We start from the raw sequence: 17644 nt of genomic DNA, 5'->3' as shown, positions 1-17644 counted from the left end.
CGCCCGCCTCAGATGTAGGAAAACAGCAGGAACCCGGTCAGCAGCAGCGACACCCACAGCGCCATGGCGCCCGAGGGGCGGGTGCGCGACCACGGGCCGTCGGGGCCGTAATTCACGTAAAGCCCCTCGATCACCAGGCGCAGCTTGCGCCAGAAGCCCTCGACGATCACGCCATAGGCGCGCAGCCACTGGAACTCGAACTCCTCGGCGATGGCCCGCCCGCCGCGGCGCCAGAACCAGTCCACGTCGAGCGTGATGGTCAGCGTGCGCTTCAGCGCCCCCAGCATCAGGAAGAACGCGAGCCCCGAGAACAGCAGGAGCTGCAGGTAGAAGATCACGTGCGACGCGTCGTAGGGCACGTAGTCGACCGGGTAGGGCAGGATCGCGTAGAAGGGCGAATACCAGACGCCGAGCCCGATGCAGAGCACCGCGCAGAAGATCATCGCCGCCCGCATGTTCCAGGGCGGGTCCTGCGGGCGCAGGCCGGAGTCCTTCTGGAAGAACACGAACCAGGGGAACTTGATGCCCGCATGCAGGAACACGCCCGCCGAGGCCGCGGCCAGCAGGAAGTAGACGACCACCATCTTCTCGGCGCCGGCCGCGTCCGAGATCATCGACTTGGCGACGAAGCCGGATGTCAGCGGGAAGGCCGAGATCGCCAGCGCACCGACGATGCCGCAGATGCAGCTCACCGGCATGGTGCGGAACAGCCCGCCCAGATCGGTGCATTTCGACTTGCCTGTCATGTAGAGCACCGAGCCCGCCGACATCAGCAGCAGCGCCTTGTAGATAATGTGCGCGAAGGCGTGCCCGGCCGCGCCGTTCAGCGCCAGCGGCGTGCCGATGCCGACCGCGCAGACCATGAAGCCAACCTGGTTGACGATGGAATAGGCGAGGATGCGGCGCATGTCGTTCTCGAGGATCGCATAGACGATCCCGTAGAACACCATGTAGAGCCCGATCCAGATCAGGATCTCCTCGCCCGGATAGCCGCGGATCAGGGTGTAGACCGCCGTCTTGGTGGTGAAGGCCGAGAGGAACACGGTCCCCGACCACGAGGCGCGGGGATAGGCATCCGGCAGCCAGGCCGCGAGCGGCGGCGCGCCCGCGTTGATCAGGAAGGCCGCGAGGATCAGGATGGTGGGGAACGACGTCGCCTCCATGGGCCCGAAGGCGGTCGAGCCGGTCTCGGCCACGACGCCCGCAATGCCAGCCATCAGGAAGACGCCGCCCAGGAAGTGGATCGCGGCATAGCGCAGGCCCGAGCCGCGCGCCTCGGGGCCGCCCGACCAGACGACGATGGTCGAGGCGATGGCCATCACCTCCCAGAAGATGAAGACGGTGACGAGATCGCCGGCAAGCGTCACACCGATGGCCGATCCCGCATAGACGAAGGCGGCGGCAAGCTCCCTGGCGTTCTGCTGGTTCAGTGCGAACAGTCCGCCCGCGAAGGCCATCAGCGCGAACACCGTGGCGAAGAGGCGCGACAGCGCGTCGACCTTCACCGGCTCGAGCGTGAGCCCGAGATAGTCGAGCGTCAGCGAGGTGCCGTCGGGCAGCGCCCAGACCGCGAGCAGCACCATCAGGGGCGCCGCGATCATCAGGATCTGGCGCGCTGTGTGCCGTACGAAGGGCAGCGCGAGGCCCGCGAGGATCAGGATCACGCCGGGCGGCAGGACGAGGTCAGTCATCGTAGTAGTCGTCCTTGCGCTTCAGGAAGATGCCCAGGAACTTCGAGCCGAACACCAGCACGACGCAGGCGAGGAAGCCGAAGATCGCGGCGAAGCCGGGGATCGCGTCGGCGTGGAACTTGAGGTGGTAGTCGACCGCGAACTCGACCGCGACGGTCCCGGCAAGCACGGCGAGCGAGACGATCCAGATCAGGCGGATCGTCTCGGGCAGCACCAGCCAGTGGCGGTTGGTGCACGGGGTCACCTCGAACACCGGGATGCCGGAAGGGGGCAGGGCGGGCGGCGTGCCCGGCGCGTCGGTGGGGCGGTCGCTCACTTCGTCACCTCCGTCAGGGCGGTGGGCTCGGGGGCGGGCACGGGCTGATCGGCGATCATCGCCTCGGCCAGCCCCAGCGGCACATCGGGGAAGAAGAACAGCGCAAGCGTGCCAAGGGCCGTGATGGTCAGTGCCAGCACCACCGGGGCCGGCCCCTCGCCGTGATGCGGGTGGTGGGCGTCCGCCGGTGGCGGCGCGCGCCAGAAGGCGCGGTAGACGATCGGCAGGAAATAGGCGGCATTCAGCACGGTCGAGAGGAAGATCACCCCGATCGCCACCCAGTTCTCCGCCGCCATCCCGCCTTGCAGCATGAACCATTTCGACACGAAGCCCGCGGTTGGCGGAACCCCGATCATGCTGAGCGCGCCGACCGCGAAGGCGCCCATTGTCCAGGGCATCAGCCGACCGATGCCGTCGAGCTGGCTGATCTCGGTCTTGTGGGCGGCGGTGTAGATCGAGCCCGCCGCGAAGAAGAGCGTGATCTTCGAGACCGCATGCGCCGCGATGTGGAGCATCGCCCCCATCACCGAGATCGGCGTCAGGATCGCCGTCGCCAGAACGACGTAGGAGAGCTGGCTGACCGTCGAATAGGCGAGGCGCTTCTTGAGGTTGTCCTGCATCAGCGCGATCACCGAGGCGCAGACCACGGTGAAGCCCGCCGCATAGGTCAGCCACGCCCCGGCGCCCGAGCTCGACAGGTAGTCCACGCCGAAGACGTAGACCACGACCTTCACGACGCTGAACACGCCGGCCTTGACCACCGCCACCGCGTGCAACAGCGCCGACACCGGCGTCGGCGCGACCATCGCCGCCGGCAGCCAGAAATGCACTGGCATCACCGCGGCCTTGCCGATGCCGAAGATGAACAGCGCGAGCAGCAGCGAGACCTGCCATGTCGGCATCCCGGTGCCCGAAAGCAGGCCGCCGGCGGTAAACTCGGTGGTGCCGGCGGCCGCCAGCACCCAGATGATCGCCGGCAGCAGGAACACCATCGAGGTGCCCATCAGCAGCAGCAGGTAGACGCGGCCCTTGGCCTTGGCCTCGTCGTTGCCCTTGTGCGTGACCAGCGGGTAGGTCGAGATGGTGAGCAGCTCGTAATAGAGGAAAAGCGTCAGCAGGTTGCCCGCGAAGGCCACGCCGATTGCGCCGCCGATGGCGATGGCGAAGCAGATGTAGAAGGGCGTCTGCCGCGGCTCGTCGTTCCCGCGCATGTAGCCGATCGAGTAGATCGAGTTCACGATCCACAGCGTCGAGGCCACGGTCGCGAACAGCATGCCCAGCGGCTCGAGCACGAAGTCGATCTCGACGCCGGGGAACAGCTGCACCGGGTGAATCTCGGGGCGCTCGCCGCCCAGCACGCGCGCAAGAAGCGTGATGACCACCGCGAACAGCGCGCCCGCCGTGACCAGCGTCACTGCCTCGCGCAGGTTCGGCCAGCGGCCGGCCAGCCAGATTGCGACCGCGCCGGCGAACGGCAGCAAAAGCGCGATGTCCATCAGAAGGGTGCTGGTCATCGCGCGTAACCCTCGATCAGGATGCGCGCCGCGTCGGCCGCGACGCCGGCGGAGAAGTCGGTGTTGAGGCCGAAGACCAGGACGGCGGCGGCAAGCGCCACGGTCGCGGCCACCAGCTCGATTGGCGCCTCGCGCGGGGCGCGCTGCGCGGGCGCTCGAAACCACGCGACCTCGACGATCCGCCCGACATAGACGACCGCCATGAGCGACGAGACGACGATCACGGCGACGATCCACCACATGCCCTGCTCGGCGGCTCCCTGGATCAGGTACCACTTCGAGACGAAGCCCGCCGTGCCGGGGACGCCGATCAGGCCGAGGCCCGCGATCACGAAGGCGCCCATGGTGATGGGCATGGTGCGCCCCAGGCCCGCCATGTCCTCGATGCGGACGGCGCCGGTTGCGAACACGGCCGACGCGACGGCGAGGAACAGGCAGCCCTTGATCAGTGCGTGGTTGAACAGGTGGCTGATGCCGCCGGTGAGGCCGGTCTCGCTGACCATCGCGATGCCGAGGATGATGTAGCCGATCTGGCTGACCGACGAATAGGCCAGCATCCGCTTGACGTTCGTCTGGAAGATCGCCGAAAGCGAGCCTGCGATCATCGCGAGCGCCGCCAGCGTCATCAGCATCACCCCGGCGGGCGTGTTCGCCAGCATGAAGTCGATGCCGAACACCGAGAAGGCGAAGCGCAGCAGCAGGTAGACCGCAACCTTGGTGGCCGTCGATGCGAGGAACGCCGAGGCTGTGGAGGGCGCATAGGCATAGGCGTTCGGCAACCACAGATGCATCGGGAACAGCGCGAGCTTGAGGCCGAGGCCCACCACGATGAACGCCGCGGCGGCGATCAGCGGGCGCGTCGCCTCGACCTCGGGCAGGCTTGCCGCGAGGTCGACCAGGTTGAGCGTCCCGGTCATGGCGAGCAGCAGGCCCACGCCGATGACGTAGAACGTGGCGCCGACTGTGCCGATGATCAGGTACTGGTAGCTGGCCAACAGAGCCCGTCGGTCGCGGCCCATGGCGATCAGCACATAGGTGGCGAGCGACGAGATCTCCATGAACACGAAGACGTTGAAGGCGTCGCCGGTGACGATCATGCCCATCAGGCCGCACAGGCACAGCAGGAACACCGCGTAGTACCAGGCACGGTTCGCCGGCTCGATCTCGTCGGCGATCGAGCGCGGCGCGCCCGTCAGCACCACCGCCGCCATGACCGAGACCAGGATCGCGAGATAGGCGTTGGCCTGATCGACGCGGAACTCGATCCCCGCCGGCGGCGCCCAGCCGCCTAGCGCGTAGGAGATCGGGCCGCTTGCCTCGACCTGTCCCAGCATCAGGATCGAGATGACCGGCAGCGACCAGGCGACGGCGACCGCGACCAGCCACGCGGCCACGCCGTTGCGCACCAGCGCGGCGGCGACGGCACCGATCAGCGGCACGACCGCGGCGAGCGCGGGCAGGTGCTCGGTCACATGGAAGGCGTGGTGCTCGACGCTCATGCGGAGTGGTCTTCCCTGTCGATGACGGGCACGATCTCGTCCTCCTCGATCGAGCCGAAGGCCTCGTTGATCCGGACCGCGAGCGCGAGGCCGAGCGCCAGCGTCGCCACGCCCACCACTATCGCGGTGAGGATCAGCACATGGGGCAGCGGGTTCGAGTAGACCGCGTAGCCGGGTGCCAGAATGGGCGGCGTGCCGCCGAGGATCTTGCCCGGGCTCAGATACAGCAGGTAGACCGACGTCTGGAACACCGAAAGACCAAGCAACCGCTTGATCATGTTGGATTTCGCCACGACGATATAGAGGCCCGCGACCATCAGCAGGATGGTCACCCAGTAGTTGTAGTGGCGCGCGATCTCGTCGAACAGCGTCATTCGCGGCCCCTCCCGGCGAACGCGTAGAAGATGGCGAGCATGGTCGAGGAGACGGTGACGAGGACGCCGATCTCGACCAGGAACACGCCCCAGTGCTGGCCATGGACCATGTCGCCATGCATCAGGTTCGAGTAGTCGAGGAAGTTGCGCCCGGTCACGAAGCCCGCGATGCCCACGCCGGCGAAGATCGCGACGCCGAGCGGCATCATCACCTCGACGAGCCCCGGCGGGACGGCGCGCTGCGCAGCCGCGATGCCATAGATGATCGCGTAGAGGATGATCCCCGCCGCGACGATGACGCCCGCCTGGAACCCGCCGCCCGGCCCGTAATCGCCGTGCAACTGCACATAGAGGCCGAACATCAGGATGAAGGGGATGAAGATCTTGGCGATGACGCGCAGGATGGTGTCGAGCCGCATGGATCAGTCCTCCCGCCGCGCGGCCTTGCGCCAGCGCTTGAGCAGCATCAGCACGCCGATCCCGGCGGTGAAGACCACTGTGGTCTCGCCCAGCGTGTCGAAGCCGCGGTAGGAGGCCAGCACGGCTGTGACGACGTTCGGGATGTCGGTCTCGGCCATGTTCCGCGCGAGGTAGTCGGCTCCCACATCGGTGTTGAGGGGCGTGTCCGCGCGGCCGAAGGGCGGCAGGTCCAGCGTGCCGAAGACCAGCACGGCCCCGGTGCCCACCGCGACCAGCGCCGGCAACAGCGGGGAATAGCGCGGCTCGGCCTCCTCGGTCTTGGTGAGGTAGAGCGCGCCGAGCGCCAGCACAGTCGAGATGCCGGCGCCGACCGAGGCCTCGGTCATCGCGACATCGACCGCGTCGAGCACGATCATCACGCTCGCCATCAGGAACGAGTAGGCGCTGGTCAGCACGACCACCGCGAACAGGTTCCGCACCCGGATGATGCCGAAGGTGATCGCCGCGAGCAGCGTCAGCAGCACCATGTTGATGAGCTGTTCCATCAGCGGCCCTCGCGCGTGGGGTCGGGTTCGGCATCGGGATTGGCGCCGGTGTTCCCGGCCGGGCCATAGCCGGGCGCGGGCTCGGCGATCACCGCGCCGTCCTCGGGCAGCGGCGTGCCGCGCTCCTCGGGCGTCTCCGAACTGAGCGGCTGCGCGAGGCGCACGCCAAGCTCGGGGAAGAGGTCGACGCAGTCCGTCGCCACCAGCCGCCCGTCGGGACCCGCGAGCAGGGGCTTCACGCCGTCATGCAGCGCCGCGCGCGACAGCGCGTGCGTCGCCACGGCGCCCGTCGCCCACAGCACCAGCACGACGAAGGCGATCTTGATGGCGAGCAGGCTGGGGCCCGCCTGCAGGATCATGCCCAGCGCCATCAGCCCCACGCCCATCGTCTCGGACACCGAGACCGCGTGCATCCGCGTGAACACATCCGGCATGCGCGTCATGCCGATGGCGCCGATCAGATAGAAGGCGGCGCCCGCGGTCAGCGCGGCCCCGCTGAGAATGTCGACCAGCAGCGCGATCATTCCGGTTCGCGCTCCTTCACCGCGTCCTGGGCATGGCCGAGCGCGCCATAGCGGAAGAACTTGAGCACGGCGAGGGTGCCGATCATGTTCAGCAGCGCATAGGTGATGCCGATGTCGAGGAATTCGGGCCGCCCCGTCATGAAGCCGAACAGAGCCAGGAGCACGATCGCCGAGGTGCCGATGGCGTTCGCCGCCAGCAGCCGGTCGAAGGCGGTGGGGCCCTTGAGCGCGCGGATCACCGCGAGCGACAGGGCGGCGAGAACGCCGAGGATCGCGACCGCGAACATCATGTCTTGTCCTCCGCCGGCGTTGGCAGCACCGCCCCGTCGAACCAGCCGACCCAGCGGTCCATCGGGTCGTCGGCAAAGCCCTCGGCGCCCTCGCGGGTGATGGCGTGGACCCAGATCGCGCGGCCGCCCTCGGACACCTCGACCGAGATGGTCCCCGGCGTCAGCGTGATCGAGTTGGCATAGGTCGTGATGCCGACGGCGCTGCCGGCGGTCGAGCGGACCTTCACCATGGTGGGCGAGATCGGCAGCTTGGGATCGAGAATGATCCGCGTGACGTTGAGAGCCGAGAGGATCATCTGCCAGCCCAGCCACGGCCAGTAGATCATGGCGCGCGGCAGGCGCTCGATCGGGAAGGATTCGACGTCGGTGATGCCCTTGAACAGGCTGAACAGCACGACCGCGACCGCCAGCACGCCACCCGAGGCGACCAGCCATGTGTCGTAATGGCCGGACAGCAGCAACCAGTAGCCGAAGAGCGTCAGCGTGATGAGGATCAGGCGCATCGGCGGCTCCCCCGGGTCATGCGTGTCGTTCCCCCCTTGCATCGTCGCCGGCTGTGTCGCCGGTTCTCGCGCCCTGCGTCAAGCGTCGGGCGCGGCATTCAAATCTGGTATACCACGGATTGTCAACCGCCGTCCGGGGCGATCGGCGATCATCTCGCCACGCCGCGAAGCTGCCGGTAGAGTGCGCCGGATGCACGATCCCGATACCCCGCTCGCCCGCCGAATCGCCGCATGCAGCCTGTGCGCCGAGGAATTCGCGGCCACAGCAAGCGCGCACGCGCCGCGCTCGGTGCTGCGTGCCGCGCCCGGCGCGCGGCTGCTGATCGCGGGGCAGGCGCCTGGGATGCGGGTGCATCGCAGCGGGCTGCCGTTCGACGACCCGTCGGGCGACAGGCTGCGGGACTGGATGGGAATCGACCGCGAGGTCTTCTACGACCGCAGCCGAATCGCCATTGTCCCGATGGCCTTCTGCTTTCCCGGCTACGATGCGAAGGGTGCCGACCTGCCACCGCCGCGCCGCTGCGCGCAAACCTGGCGGGCCGAGGTGCTGGCGACCCTGCCGAGCATCGAGCTGACCCTCGTGATTGGGCAATACGCGCAAGCCTGGCACCTGCCGGGGCCGCGGCGCGGCGTGACCGAGACCGTCGCGGACTGGCGCTCGGGCGTGCCGAGCGTGTTGGCCCTGCCGCATCCGAGCTGGCGCAACACAGCCTGGCTGAGGCGAAACCCCTGGTTCGAGGCCGAGGTGGTCCCATGGCTGCGGGCCGAGGTCGCGAGGCTGGTCGGATGAGGGCGCCGCATCTCGTTACGCTCGCGGCGGGGCTCGCGCTCGGCGCGTGCGCCGTCGGCGGCCCCGTCGACGCGCCGCGCGGCGGGCTTCCGGCGGCGGGAGCGGCGGACGACACCGAGGCGGGGCTGCCGCGGGCGGGTGGGGTGTCGCCCGCGCCCTATGCCGGGCCGACACTGGCCGGCGCGGACGGGCTGGGCCTTCCGGTCACCGTCTGGCCGGCCGAGGCGCCGCGCGCGGTGGTCCTTGCTCTGCACGGCTTCGGCGATTACGGGCCGCTGACCTTCGGGATGGCCGCGCCGCACTGGGCCGCGGCCGGGATCACGACCTATGCCTATGACCAGCGCGGCTTCGGCCGGGGAGAGACGCGCGCGCACTGGCCGGGCGCCGAGGCGCTCGCGGCCGACGTGGTGGCCGCCGCGGCCGACCTCCGCGCCCGGCACCCCTGCCTGCCGCTGGTCGTGGTCGGGCATTCCATGGGCGGCGGCGTGGCGCTCGCCGCGGCGGGTGAGGGGCTCGACGCCGACGTGCTGGTGCTGGCGGCGCCCGCGATCTGGGGCGGGGCCGAGCTCAACCCGATCCACCGGCTCGCCGCCTGGCTGGCCGCCGCGACGATGCCCGAGACGCGGTTCACCGGCGAGGGGGTGGTGCGCATCCAGGCCTCGGACAACATCGAGATGCTGCGCCGCATGGCGCGCGACCCCTATTACCTGCGTCCGCCCAGCGCGCGCGAGATGATGGGGCTGGTGCGCGTGGCCGACATGGCCGCCGAGGCCGCGCCCGGAGTGGCGCTCCCGGCGTTGCTGCTGCTGGGCGAAAAGGACGAGATCGTGCCAGAGGCCGCGGCGCGGCGCGTCTTCGACAGGATGTCGGGGCCGCGGCGCACGATCGTCTATGCCGAGGGCTGGCACCTCCTGTTCCGCGACCTGCAGGCCGAGGCGGTGTGGCGCGACGTCGCCGGCTACGTGCTGGAACAGGCGGATGCTGCGAGGTATGGCGGTCCGGGTTGCGGCGGGGCCGACGCGGGCTGAGAGGGGTGGCGGGATGGTGGAGACGAGGCTCGACCGGCTGTGGGCGGCGGTGCAGGCCGAGCCGGATGCCGAGGGCGGATGGCTCGCCTTCTACGAGAGCCTCGCCACGGCACGCTTGCATCTCGCGCTCGAAAGCGCCGGCGCCACGCGCATGCGCCCCCTGCTGGTGACGCTGGAAGCCGGGCCCGCGGCGCTTGCCTTCGACAGCGAGGACCGCTTCGCCGCGGCGATCGCGCGGCCGACCGAGACGGCCGTGCTGACGGGCGCCGAGCTTGCCGCGCTGCTGGCGGGGCAGGGGATCGCGCTCGCGCTCAACCCCGGCGCCGACGCCGGCTGCGAGACGGTGCTGGAGCCCGGCACGCTCGGCTGGATCGCCGAGCACCTGGGCGCCGAGCCGGGCCAGGCCGCGGCGAGCGGGCGGATCGGGCCGCCCCCAGCGCCCGATCCCGCGCTGCTCGGGGCGCTGGCGCAGCGCATCGCCGATCTGGGCGGCGCGCTGGCCGAGGCCTGGCTCGTGGCGCTTGCCGCGCCGGGCGGGGCGGAGGCGGCCGAGCTCGTGCTGGTGGTGCGTCTCGCGGATGGCTTCGCGTCCTTCGAGCGCGACGTCGTGGCGACGCTGGCGCGCACGGGGCAGATCTCGACGTCGCTGCCCTTCGCCGTCGCACCCTCGGCCGAAGGCGACGCGCTCCTCGGAGCGGCGCGGCGGCATGGCATCGGCATCGCGGGCTGACGCGGCAGCGGCCTTGCGCCGCCCTCGCCGGCCCTTGCCGCAGCGCGCGGAAGTCCCTAGAAACCGCGCGAGTTTTGCGCCCCGGCCCAGCGCACGAGCGCGCGAGCCGCAGTCAGGAGCCCAGCCGATGCAGAAGCCCAGGAAAGTCGTCCTCGCCTATTCCGGTGGTCTCGATACCTCGATCATCCTCAAGTGGCTGATGGTCGAATACGGCTGCGAGGTCGTGACCTTCACCGCCGATCTCGGCCAGGGCGAGGAGCTGGAGCCCGCGCGCAAGAAGGCCGAGATGATGGGCGCCAAGGCCATCTATATCGAGGACCTGCGCGAGGAATTCGTGCGCGACTTCGTGATGCCGATGTTCCGCGCCAACGCGCTCTACGAGGGGCAGTACCTGCTGGGTACCTCGATCGCGCGGCCGCTGATCTCGAAGCGCCTGGTCGAGATCGCCCGCGCCGAAGGGGCCGACGCGATCGCGCATGGCGCCACCGGCAAGGGCAACGACCAGGTGCGCTTCGAGCTCTCGGCCTATGCGCTCGAGCCCGGCATCCGGGTGGTCGCCCCGTGGCGCGAGTGGGACCTCACCAGCCGCACCCGCCTGATCGAGTGGGCCGAGCAGCACCAGGTGCAGGTGCCCAAGGACAAGCGCGGCGAGGCGCCGTTCTCGGTCGACGCGAACCTTCTGCATACCTCGTCCGAGGGCAAGGTGCTGGAAAACCCCGCCGAGGAGGCGCCCGACTACGTCTACCAGCGCACGGTGAACCCCGAGGACGCGCCCGACACGCCCGAATACATCGAGATCGGCTTCGCGAAGGGCGACCCCGTTTCGATCAATGACGAGGCGATGAGCCCGGCCACCATCCTGACCGCGCTGAACGAGTATGGCCGCCGGCACGGCATCGGGCGGCTCGACCTCGTCGAGGGGCGCTATGTCGGCATGAAGTCGCGCGGGATCTATGAAACCCCGGGCGGCACGATCTGGCTCGCGGCCCATCGTGGCATCGAGTCGATCTGCCTCGACCGGGGGGCGGCGCATCTCAAGGACGAGTTGATGCCGAAATACGCCGAGCTGATCTACAACGGCTACTGGTTCAGCCCCGAGCGCGAGATGCTGCAGGCGCTGATCGACCGCAGCCAGGAGCACGTGAGCGGCACGGTGCGGATGAAGCTCTACAAGGGGCAGGCGTCCTGCGTCGGCCGCAGGTCCGAGCAGTCGCTCTATTCCGAGGCGCATGTGACCTTCGAGGAGGACGCGGGCGCCTACGACCAGAAGGACGCCGAGGGTTTCATCAAGCTCAACGCCCTGCGCCTCCGGCTCCTGGCCATGCGCAACCGCCGCGGCGGCTGAGGGCGCATCCCCGCGCGCCCCTTCGGTCACGGGACCTTCCGGCCCCGGCAGGTTGACATTACGCTCCTCCCATTGCGGGGAGGAGCCATGTCGATTCGGATTGACGCATATGTCCTTCTCCGGCGCTCGTGGCGGCCGGATTTCGACGCCGTGGCCGCCGAGTTCGAGTGGCGCTACCCGCAGATCGGCCGGCCCCGCCTCCGGCGCTCGCAGGGGTCCGAGACGCAGGCGACGATGGTGGTCGAGGGCGCGCCGGTCGAGATCTCGGTCGTCGGGGCGCCCTATCCGCCGGAGCAGCTCCATCCGCCGCTGCGCACGCTCGGCCACGATGCCGAGGCGGTTGAGCGGCTCACGGCGGGCCATGCCGCCTATGTCGTGATCTCGACATTCTGCGAGGCCGAGGGGCTGGAACTGGCCTGCGCCCATGCCGCGCTGGTCACGCTGGTCGCGAGCGTCGTCGCGGCCAAGGCCGAGGCGATGGCGGTGATGTGGCCCGACAGCTGGGCCTGCATGGACCCCGAGGCGTTCGAGGAGGCGGCCGCCTCGGTGCTGCGCGGCCAGCCGCCGCTGAACCTCTGGCTCGCCTTCGCGCATTCGAACCCGGCTGCGGTCGGCGGGGCCGAGATGACCGGCATCGCCTCGCTGGGCCTGCGGACCTTCCTGGGCCGCGAGCTGGAACTGGCGCCCATGCCCTCGATCTCGGGCGAGGCGATCGGCTGCATGCGCGAGGCGGCCCGTCGGCTCCTGTCGGGCGAGTGGCTGCCGCATGATTTCGGCGAGATCGCGCTTCGCAGCTTTGCCACTCCCCTTGGCGTGCGGCTGGCCGAGGAGGGGTTCCTGCGCCGCGGCGTGCCGGCAATCGTGCTGGTCGCGCCCGACGCGGCGGTCGAGCTCCGCACCCTGCAGCGCAAGACGGCGCAGCCTGCCGCGGCGGCGGGCAATGGCGGCCTGTTCAAGCGGATCTTCAAGCGTGGTTGACGCGCCGGGCAGCGGGATGATCGACCACATCGTGGTGGGGGCGCGGTCGCTCGACGAAGGGCGCCGCTGGGCCGAGGCGCGCCTTGGGGCCGCGCCGGGCGGCGGCGGCACGCATCCCACCATGGGCACGGTGAACCTGCTCTGGAGCCTCGGGTCGTGCTATCTCGAGGTCATCGCCATCGACCCCGCGGCACCGCATCCGGGGCGCCTCCGCTGGTTCGGTCTCGACGACCCCGGGGTGCAGGCGCGCCTTGCCGCGCGCCCGTGCCTGCTGACCTGGGTGGCGCGGCCGGCCATGCCGCTGGCCGAGGCCGCCTCGCCGGTCAGCCCCGGCCGCATCGAGCGCCACCACAGGGGCGAGCTGTTCTGGCACCTGACCGTGCCGGGCGACGGGCGCCCGCCGCTCGGCGGCGCCATGCCGGGGCTGATCGCCTGGCCCGAGGGCGTTTCACCGCCGCCCGAGCGCCTGCCGCAATGCGGCCTGCGGCTCCTGCGCCTTACCCTGCCCGACGCGCCGGGACTTGCCGCGTCGCTGGACGCGTTGGGTCTGCGCCACTGCGTGACCCTCGATGCGGGGGCGGCCGGAATGCACGCCGAGATCGCGACACCGCGCGGCGCCGTGGTGCTCGACTGAGGGACGGCGGCAGGGCAGGGCGCGGCCCGCGGCTCAGCCGCTCACGAGGTCCTCGAGGCGCCGGGCGAGCGTGTCGGGCGGCCCCTCGACATGAAGTGTCTTGATCCGGGCGCTCGCGCCGGATGCGATCATCACGGCGGATCGGGGAAGCCCCAGGGCCTTGGCCATGAGCGCCACCACGGCGGCATTGGCCGCGCCCTCGGCCGGCGGCGCCGTAACCTTCACCACCAGCAAGGGCCGTCCATCGGCGTCCGGCGTCACCCCCTCGATCCCCGGATGACGCGACCGCGGCGTCACGCGCAGCCGCAGCCGCAGGCCGCCGTCACGGGGCTCCCACGGCCGGGTTTCGGACATGGCCTCAGCCGTAGGCCATCGGCGCGAGGTTGTTGTTCACGACCACCTGCAGGGCAAAGAGCGCGAACAGCACGAACAGCGGCGCGAGGTCGATGCCGCCCATATTGGGCAGGAAGCGTCGAACCGGGCGGTAGAGCGGCTCGGTCAGCCGGTTCAGCCCGTTCCAGACCTGCCAGACGAACTGCTGGCGCGTGTTGAGCACGTTGAAGGCGATGAGCCAGCTCATGATCGCCTGGATGATGATCACCCAGAACAGCAGGTCGCAGGCAAGGTTGAAGATGGCGAGGAACGAGGCCATGGGGCTCTCCGGCACAGGTCAAGGAACAACGGCTGCGGCCAGAGGTAGCCCGCCGCTCGCTGCCGCGCAACCCGCGCCGCCCGAACAGCTTTTCCCCATTGACACCCGGCGCCCCCGGATTTAATTCCCCTCCCCGTCGGGGCCGTAGCTCAGCTGGGAGAGCGTCGCGTTCGCAATGCGAAGGTCAGGGGTTCGATCCCCCTCGGCTCCACCAATTAAATCAAGGGGTTGGCGGGCGATCGCTGACTCCTTTCTTTTTTGGGCTCCGGTTTCGGCCCCGGAAACGACTTCCTCTCCATCGCTTCGACTGCAGATCTTCGGTGATCCGGGTGGTGGTGCAGGTAAGCTCGGCTCAGCATCTGGAGGCTGACCCTGAATAAGGAGCCGGCCGCCACTGGATCGGCACGGTTGTTCATCGCCCAGGTGATCGCCGTGTGGCGTGTGGTGTGGGGCTTGGCGTAGTCGACGCCCGCACGCTCGTGGATCTCTCGCCAGGCGGTCTTGATGTCGCCGAGCGGCATGCCATCGAAGTTCTCGACGACATATTGCCGCGAGAGCCCCCGCCAGAGGTGGAGATGGCCGAGGCGTTGGCGCGGGATCCGCACTGGCGGCTGGCTCTTCGACGACTCCCTGGTGAAGGCGCTGCGTCCGTAGATCAGGCCTCGAGCGAGATCGACATGGCCGCCTTCGGTGTTGGGCTGCGATTGCAGCCTGGGGACGGCCTCCTTGCGTATGCCGTTGTAGACCGACAGCTGGGTGAAGCGGGCCACATGCTTGGTGTCTTGAGCGGCCTGATCTGACTGGTCCATGTTGATTGTTAGTGCATGACCGGCCTCTGATCCACCGGGGTGATGGTTTCCGGGGCTGGTGGTCGATAGCCAGGGGCGCTGTGTGGCCGCTTGGTGTTGTAGTGCTGCCGCCATGTTTCGATGACGATCCGCACTTCCCGGAGCGAGTAGAAGGTCTCTTCGTTCAGCAGCTCATCACGGAACCGGGCATTGAAGCTCTCCACATAGCCGTTCTCCCACGGTGATCCCGGCTCAATGTAGGCCGTCCTGGCGCCGACGGCGGCGACCCAGTCTCTCACGGCCTGCGCTATGAACTCCGGTCCGTAGCACATTGGGAAGCGGTCGATTGAGGAGGCAATGGCCGACTGCGGAGCCCCCACGTAGCGCAGCAGTCTGCCATGGCCGGGCTCGAGGTCTCTTACGGTGATGAGGCCAAACGCCACCGAAGTGGAGACCGACCATGACCTTGTCCGAGGATCTGCCGCATCGCACCGTGCTGGTAGCGATCGATGTCGCCAAGCATCGCAACGAAGTTCTCATCGAGGTGCCCGGCCGGGCCCGGCGCCGGCGCCTTACGGTGCTGAACACGCGCGCCGAGCATGACCGGTTCGTCGAGACGCTCGCGGCGTTCGAGATCCCGGTTGTCGCCGGCTTCGAGGCAACTGGGAACTACCATCGCCCGCTCGCGCATCGGCTGCTCTCGGCCGGCATCGAGCTGCGGCTGATCTCGTCGCTCGCCTTGGCCCGGACCCGCGAGGCGATCACGAACGGCTGGGACAAGAACGATCCGAAGGACGCGCAGATCATCTTGCACATGCTCCGGATCGGCCACGTGCAGCGCTACTGCGATCCGCTCGCGCACGGGCTCGTCGATATCCAGGAGCTCTCCAAAACCCACGAGGCGATCTCCCGGTCAAAAACCGAGCTCTGGCACCGGCTGCTGACCCACTACCTGCCGCTCTACTTTCCCGAAGCCGAGCGGTTCCGCGGCAACACGCGGAGCGACTGGTTCTTCGCCTTTCTCGAGATGTTCCCGATCCCGGCAATGATCACCGCGCTCGAGAAAGAGGCCTTCATCGCGGCGGCCTGGGAGGTGGTGGGGCGCAAAGTCTCCAAACATCGCCTGCTCTCAGACATTTACGAGACGGCGCAGGCCTCGATCGGCCTGCCGGTCGATCCGTCCTCGGACGCCGTCGTCATGTTCCGGATGGTGCTCGCGGAAGGCCGCAGTCTGATCCGGCAGCGCACCGAGATCGAGCGCCGCGCCGAGGCGATGCTCACCGATGACCCCGACTGCCGGCTGCTCCGAACCATCCCGGGCGTCGGGCCGATCAACGCGCTGACCATCCTCGCAGAGGCGGGCGACCTCCGGCGCTTTGCGCATCACCGGCAGTTCCTAAAGTACTGCGGCCTCGATCTCTCGACCCAGCAGTCCGGTCAATTCCGCGGCCAGACCAAGCTCTCGAAGTTCGGCAACGCGCGTCTTCGTCGCGCGCTCTGGCTGGCCGGGCAGGTCGCGATCCGCCAGCGCGACAACAGCTTCAGGTCCAAGTTCGAGCGCTACGTTGCGCGCGATCGGGACAATCCCGATCTCCGCCGCAAGGCGCTTTCGGCGATCGCCGCCAAGATGGCACGCACCGCGCATGCCGTCGTCAAGCGTGGCGTCGACTACCGCCCCTTCCTCGAGGAGGCGGTGCCAGGCGGGAGGACCTCTCTCTGACAGGGCCGTCGGGACGCATCGCGATCCCGTAGATAATGTTCGGGTCTTTCGCCTGGATCTGGATCTCGTGTTGAGGACGGTCGGGGCCGGTTCATCGGACCCCGGGTTTGCTATGGTCGAGACCGCTTCCTTGACGGCGGAAGCCGCCTGGATCACGCTGCGAGACGTGCCGGAGAACTCCGGCGCGGAGAGATCTCTTGTCCCCGCCTCCCGTGCTCGCCCCGACATAGGACGTTGTCGGGGCGGATGTGAGCCGGGCACGCCGCGCGGGATGAACAGGTCGCTGAGTGCGTCGACAACGTCGGTCGAGTTGAGTTTGCGCGCGACCTTGATCGCAAGGCACTCCCTGCTGAACTCGTCGAGGATGTTCAGCGTCCGGAAAGCCCTGCCGTCATCGGTCCGGCAATGGACGACGTCATAGCTCCGGACATGGTTGGGATGCTCGGGCCTGAGACGAACGCATGACCCGTCGTTCAGCCAGAGCCGGCTCTTCTTCGGTTGCTTCGATGGCACCTTCAGCCCCTCCCGGCGCCAAAGCCGCTCGACCCGGCCATCGCAGACCTGCCAGCCAGCGTCCCGCGGCAGAGCCGCGATCCGCCGATAGCCGTAGCGGCCGTATTGCCGGGCCAACTCGATCATATCCGCCACCAGGCGCTCCTCGTCAGCGCGCCCGCGCGGCTGGTGGCGCTGTGTGGAGCGATGCTGGCCCAGCACGCGGCACACGCGCCGCTCCAAGACCGCCATTTGTGTGCGGATAGGTCAGCAGGCCCGACGACGGAAAGGGCCCAGAAGTAGCGCTTCGCTGGCCTGCGGCACCCCGGGCGGCCTCGCTGAGGATGACCTTGTCCAGCGTCAGGTCCGACACCGCCTTCCTCAGCCGCTCGTTCTCCTTCTGGAGACGCTTCAGTTCCCTGACCTGGTCGGCCCCCATCCCGCCATACTGTCACCTCCAGCGGTAGTAGGTCTGCTCTGTTATGCGCAGCTCGCGGATCGTATCCACCCGCGCCACGCCTTGCCCGACGAGCACGTCAACCTGTCGAAGCTTCGTGACAATCTCCTCAGGCTTGTGTCGCTTGTTCGCCATTCCTGATCCTCAGTCTACTAACCATAGCGGTGGACCAATTCAGTTGGGGAGGCTCCTCATCACTTCAATCGACCGAGCGCCTGCCATGCACTAACAATCAACTTGGACCGACCAATCTGGGCCACTCACGTTGACCGACTTGATGCCGAGCAAGGCCAAGACGGCTCGGAGTGCGCGTTCGCCGCGCAGAGCGCGGAGTTCTGGAGATCGGGACAAACT

Annotated in this window: 20 protein-coding genes, 1 tRNA gene and 2 pseudogenes; 8 read left to right on the top strand and 15 right to left on the bottom strand. The window is 68.8% G+C overall.

Going from position 1 to position 17644, the window contains the following annotated elements:
* Window positions 1–8 precede the first annotated feature (8 nt).
* From M1105_RS18075 to M1105_RS18030, 10 genes are read right to left on the bottom strand one after another with little or no spacing between them, the layout of a single operon-like run.
* A complete protein-coding gene (locus M1105_RS18075) occupies window positions 9–1691 on the bottom strand; it encodes a Na(+)/H(+) antiporter subunit D (protein ID WP_249581787.1) in 1683 nt (560 codons plus the stop codon).
* Entirely contained in the window at window positions 1684–2007 is a 324-nt protein-coding gene (locus M1105_RS18070; protein WP_249581786.1) for a hypothetical protein, read from the bottom strand. The genes M1105_RS18075 and M1105_RS18070 overlap by 8 nt, the downstream gene beginning before the upstream one ends.
* Entirely contained in the window at window positions 2004–3521 is a 1518-nt protein-coding gene (locus M1105_RS18065; protein WP_249581785.1) for a monovalent cation/H+ antiporter subunit D family protein, read from the bottom strand. Before M1105_RS18065 ends, M1105_RS18070 begins: the two co-directional genes overlap by 4 nt.
* A complete protein-coding gene (locus M1105_RS18060) occupies window positions 3518–5020 on the bottom strand; it encodes a monovalent cation/H+ antiporter subunit D family protein (protein WP_249581784.1) in 1503 nt (500 codons plus the stop codon). The genes M1105_RS18065 and M1105_RS18060 overlap by 4 nt, the downstream gene beginning before the upstream one ends.
* The gene (locus tag M1105_RS18055; RefSeq protein ID WP_249581783.1) at window positions 5017–5394 is read right to left on the bottom strand and encodes a cation:proton antiporter subunit C; all 378 of its coding nucleotides are present in this window, start codon (window positions 5392–5394) and stop codon (window positions 5017–5019) included. Before M1105_RS18055 ends, M1105_RS18060 begins: the two co-directional genes overlap by 4 nt.
* Complete coding sequence (locus tag M1105_RS18050; protein ID WP_249581782.1) at window positions 5391–5813, bottom strand: Na(+)/H(+) antiporter subunit B; 423 nt, start codon at window positions 5811–5813, stop codon at window positions 5391–5393. Before M1105_RS18050 ends, M1105_RS18055 begins: the two co-directional genes overlap by 4 nt.
* Window positions 5814–5816: 3 nt before the next feature.
* Entirely contained in the window at window positions 5817–6359 is a 543-nt protein-coding gene (locus tag M1105_RS18045; RefSeq protein WP_249581781.1) for a DUF4040 domain-containing protein, read from the bottom strand.
* On the bottom strand, window positions 6359–6883 hold the full coding sequence (mnhG, locus tag M1105_RS18040; RefSeq protein ID WP_249581780.1) for a monovalent cation/H(+) antiporter subunit G: 525 nt from the start codon (window positions 6881–6883) through the stop codon (window positions 6359–6361). Before mnhG ends, M1105_RS18045 begins: the two co-directional genes overlap by 1 nt.
* A complete protein-coding gene (locus tag M1105_RS18035; RefSeq protein ID WP_249581779.1) occupies window positions 6880–7173 on the bottom strand; it encodes a monovalent cation/H+ antiporter complex subunit F in 294 nt (97 codons plus the stop codon). The genes mnhG and M1105_RS18035 overlap by 4 nt, the downstream gene beginning before the upstream one ends.
* On the bottom strand, window positions 7170–7676 hold the full coding sequence (locus tag M1105_RS18030) for a Na+/H+ antiporter subunit E (RefSeq protein WP_249581778.1): 507 nt from the start codon (window positions 7674–7676) through the stop codon (window positions 7170–7172). Before M1105_RS18030 ends, M1105_RS18035 begins: the two co-directional genes overlap by 4 nt.
* A 190-nt stretch (window positions 7677–7866) precedes the next feature.
* Between M1105_RS18030 and M1105_RS18025 the strand changes: the two genes are divergently transcribed.
* The 6 genes from M1105_RS18025 to M1105_RS18000 all read left to right on the top strand — a co-directional run bounded on the left by M1105_RS18025 (window position 7867) and on the right by M1105_RS18000 (window position 13181).
* Complete coding sequence (locus M1105_RS18025) at window positions 7867–8466, top strand: uracil-DNA glycosylase family protein (RefSeq protein ID WP_249581777.1); 600 nt, start codon at window positions 7867–7869, stop codon at window positions 8464–8466.
* Window positions 8463–9494, top strand: coding sequence for an alpha/beta fold hydrolase (locus M1105_RS18020; protein ID WP_249581776.1), 1032 nt, complete (start codon window positions 8463–8465; stop codon window positions 9492–9494). The genes M1105_RS18025 and M1105_RS18020 overlap by 4 nt, the downstream gene beginning before the upstream one ends.
* 13 nt (window positions 9495–9507) lie before the next feature.
* Window positions 9508–10224: an SseB family protein gene (locus M1105_RS18015; RefSeq protein ID WP_249581775.1), complete on the top strand. Its 717-nt coding sequence runs from the start codon at window positions 9508–9510 to the stop codon at window positions 10222–10224.
* Window positions 10225–10351: 127 nt separating this feature from the next.
* The gene (locus M1105_RS18010) at window positions 10352–11569 is read left to right on the top strand and encodes an argininosuccinate synthase (RefSeq protein ID WP_249581774.1); all 1218 of its coding nucleotides are present in this window, start codon (window positions 10352–10354) and stop codon (window positions 11567–11569) included.
* Between the two features lie 87 nt (window positions 11570–11656).
* Window positions 11657–12547 carry a hypothetical protein gene (locus M1105_RS18005; protein ID WP_249581773.1) on the top strand — a complete coding sequence of 297 codons (891 nt, stop codon included), beginning with the start codon at window positions 11657–11659 and terminating at the stop codon, window positions 12545–12547.
* A complete protein-coding gene (locus tag M1105_RS18000) occupies window positions 12540–13181 on the top strand; it encodes a VOC family protein (protein WP_249581772.1) in 642 nt (213 codons plus the stop codon). The genes M1105_RS18005 and M1105_RS18000 overlap by 8 nt, the downstream gene beginning before the upstream one ends.
* 33 nt (window positions 13182–13214) lie before the next feature.
* Here M1105_RS18000 and M1105_RS17995 read toward each other — a convergent pair whose 3' ends face one another.
* Together M1105_RS17995 and M1105_RS17990 are read right to left on the bottom strand one after the other, a co-directional pair.
* Complete coding sequence (locus M1105_RS17995; RefSeq protein ID WP_249581771.1) at window positions 13215–13535, bottom strand: DUF167 family protein; 321 nt, start codon at window positions 13533–13535, stop codon at window positions 13215–13217.
* Between the two features lie 4 nt (window positions 13536–13539).
* Window positions 13540–13833 carry a YggT family protein gene (locus tag M1105_RS17990; protein ID WP_249581770.1) on the bottom strand — a complete coding sequence of 98 codons (294 nt, stop codon included), beginning with the start codon at window positions 13831–13833 and terminating at the stop codon, window positions 13540–13542.
* 138 nt (window positions 13834–13971) lie between these two features.
* Between M1105_RS17990 and M1105_RS17985 the strand changes: the two genes are divergently transcribed.
* Window positions 13972–14047, top strand: a tRNA-Ala gene (locus tag M1105_RS17985).
* Between the two features lies 1 nt (window position 14048).
* Here the strand turns inward: M1105_RS17985 and M1105_RS17980 are convergent.
* Both M1105_RS17980 and M1105_RS17975 read right to left on the bottom strand, forming a co-directional pair.
* Window positions 14049–14642: a site-specific integrase gene (locus tag M1105_RS17980; RefSeq protein WP_249581769.1), complete on the bottom strand. Its 594-nt coding sequence runs from the start codon at window positions 14640–14642 to the stop codon at window positions 14049–14051.
* Window positions 14643–14650: 8 nt separating this feature from the next.
* Window positions 14651–14944: pseudogene (locus M1105_RS17975) on the bottom strand (integrase core domain-containing protein); the annotation flags it as partial.
* Between the two features lie 137 nt (window positions 14945–15081).
* On the opposite strand from M1105_RS17975, the gene M1105_RS17970 reads away from it, so the two are divergent.
* Window positions 15082–16341 carry an IS110 family RNA-guided transposase gene (locus tag M1105_RS17970; protein WP_249581768.1) on the top strand — a complete coding sequence of 420 codons (1260 nt, stop codon included), beginning with the start codon at window positions 15082–15084 and terminating at the stop codon, window positions 16339–16341.
* A 233-nt stretch (window positions 16342–16574) separates the two neighbouring features.
* Here the strand turns inward: M1105_RS17970 and M1105_RS17965 are convergent.
* Window positions 16575–17425 (bottom strand): annotated as a pseudogene (locus M1105_RS17965) (IS3 family transposase); the annotation flags it as partial.
* Window positions 17426–17644: the final 219 nt, after the last annotated feature.

Origin of the sequence: Thermohalobaculum sediminis (genome assembly GCF_023487995.1) — a bacterium.
Taxonomy (GTDB): domain Bacteria; phylum Pseudomonadota; class Alphaproteobacteria; order Rhodobacterales; family Rhodobacteraceae; genus Thermohalobaculum; species Thermohalobaculum sediminis.
This window is presented reverse-complemented; position numbering and strand designations above follow the sequence as displayed.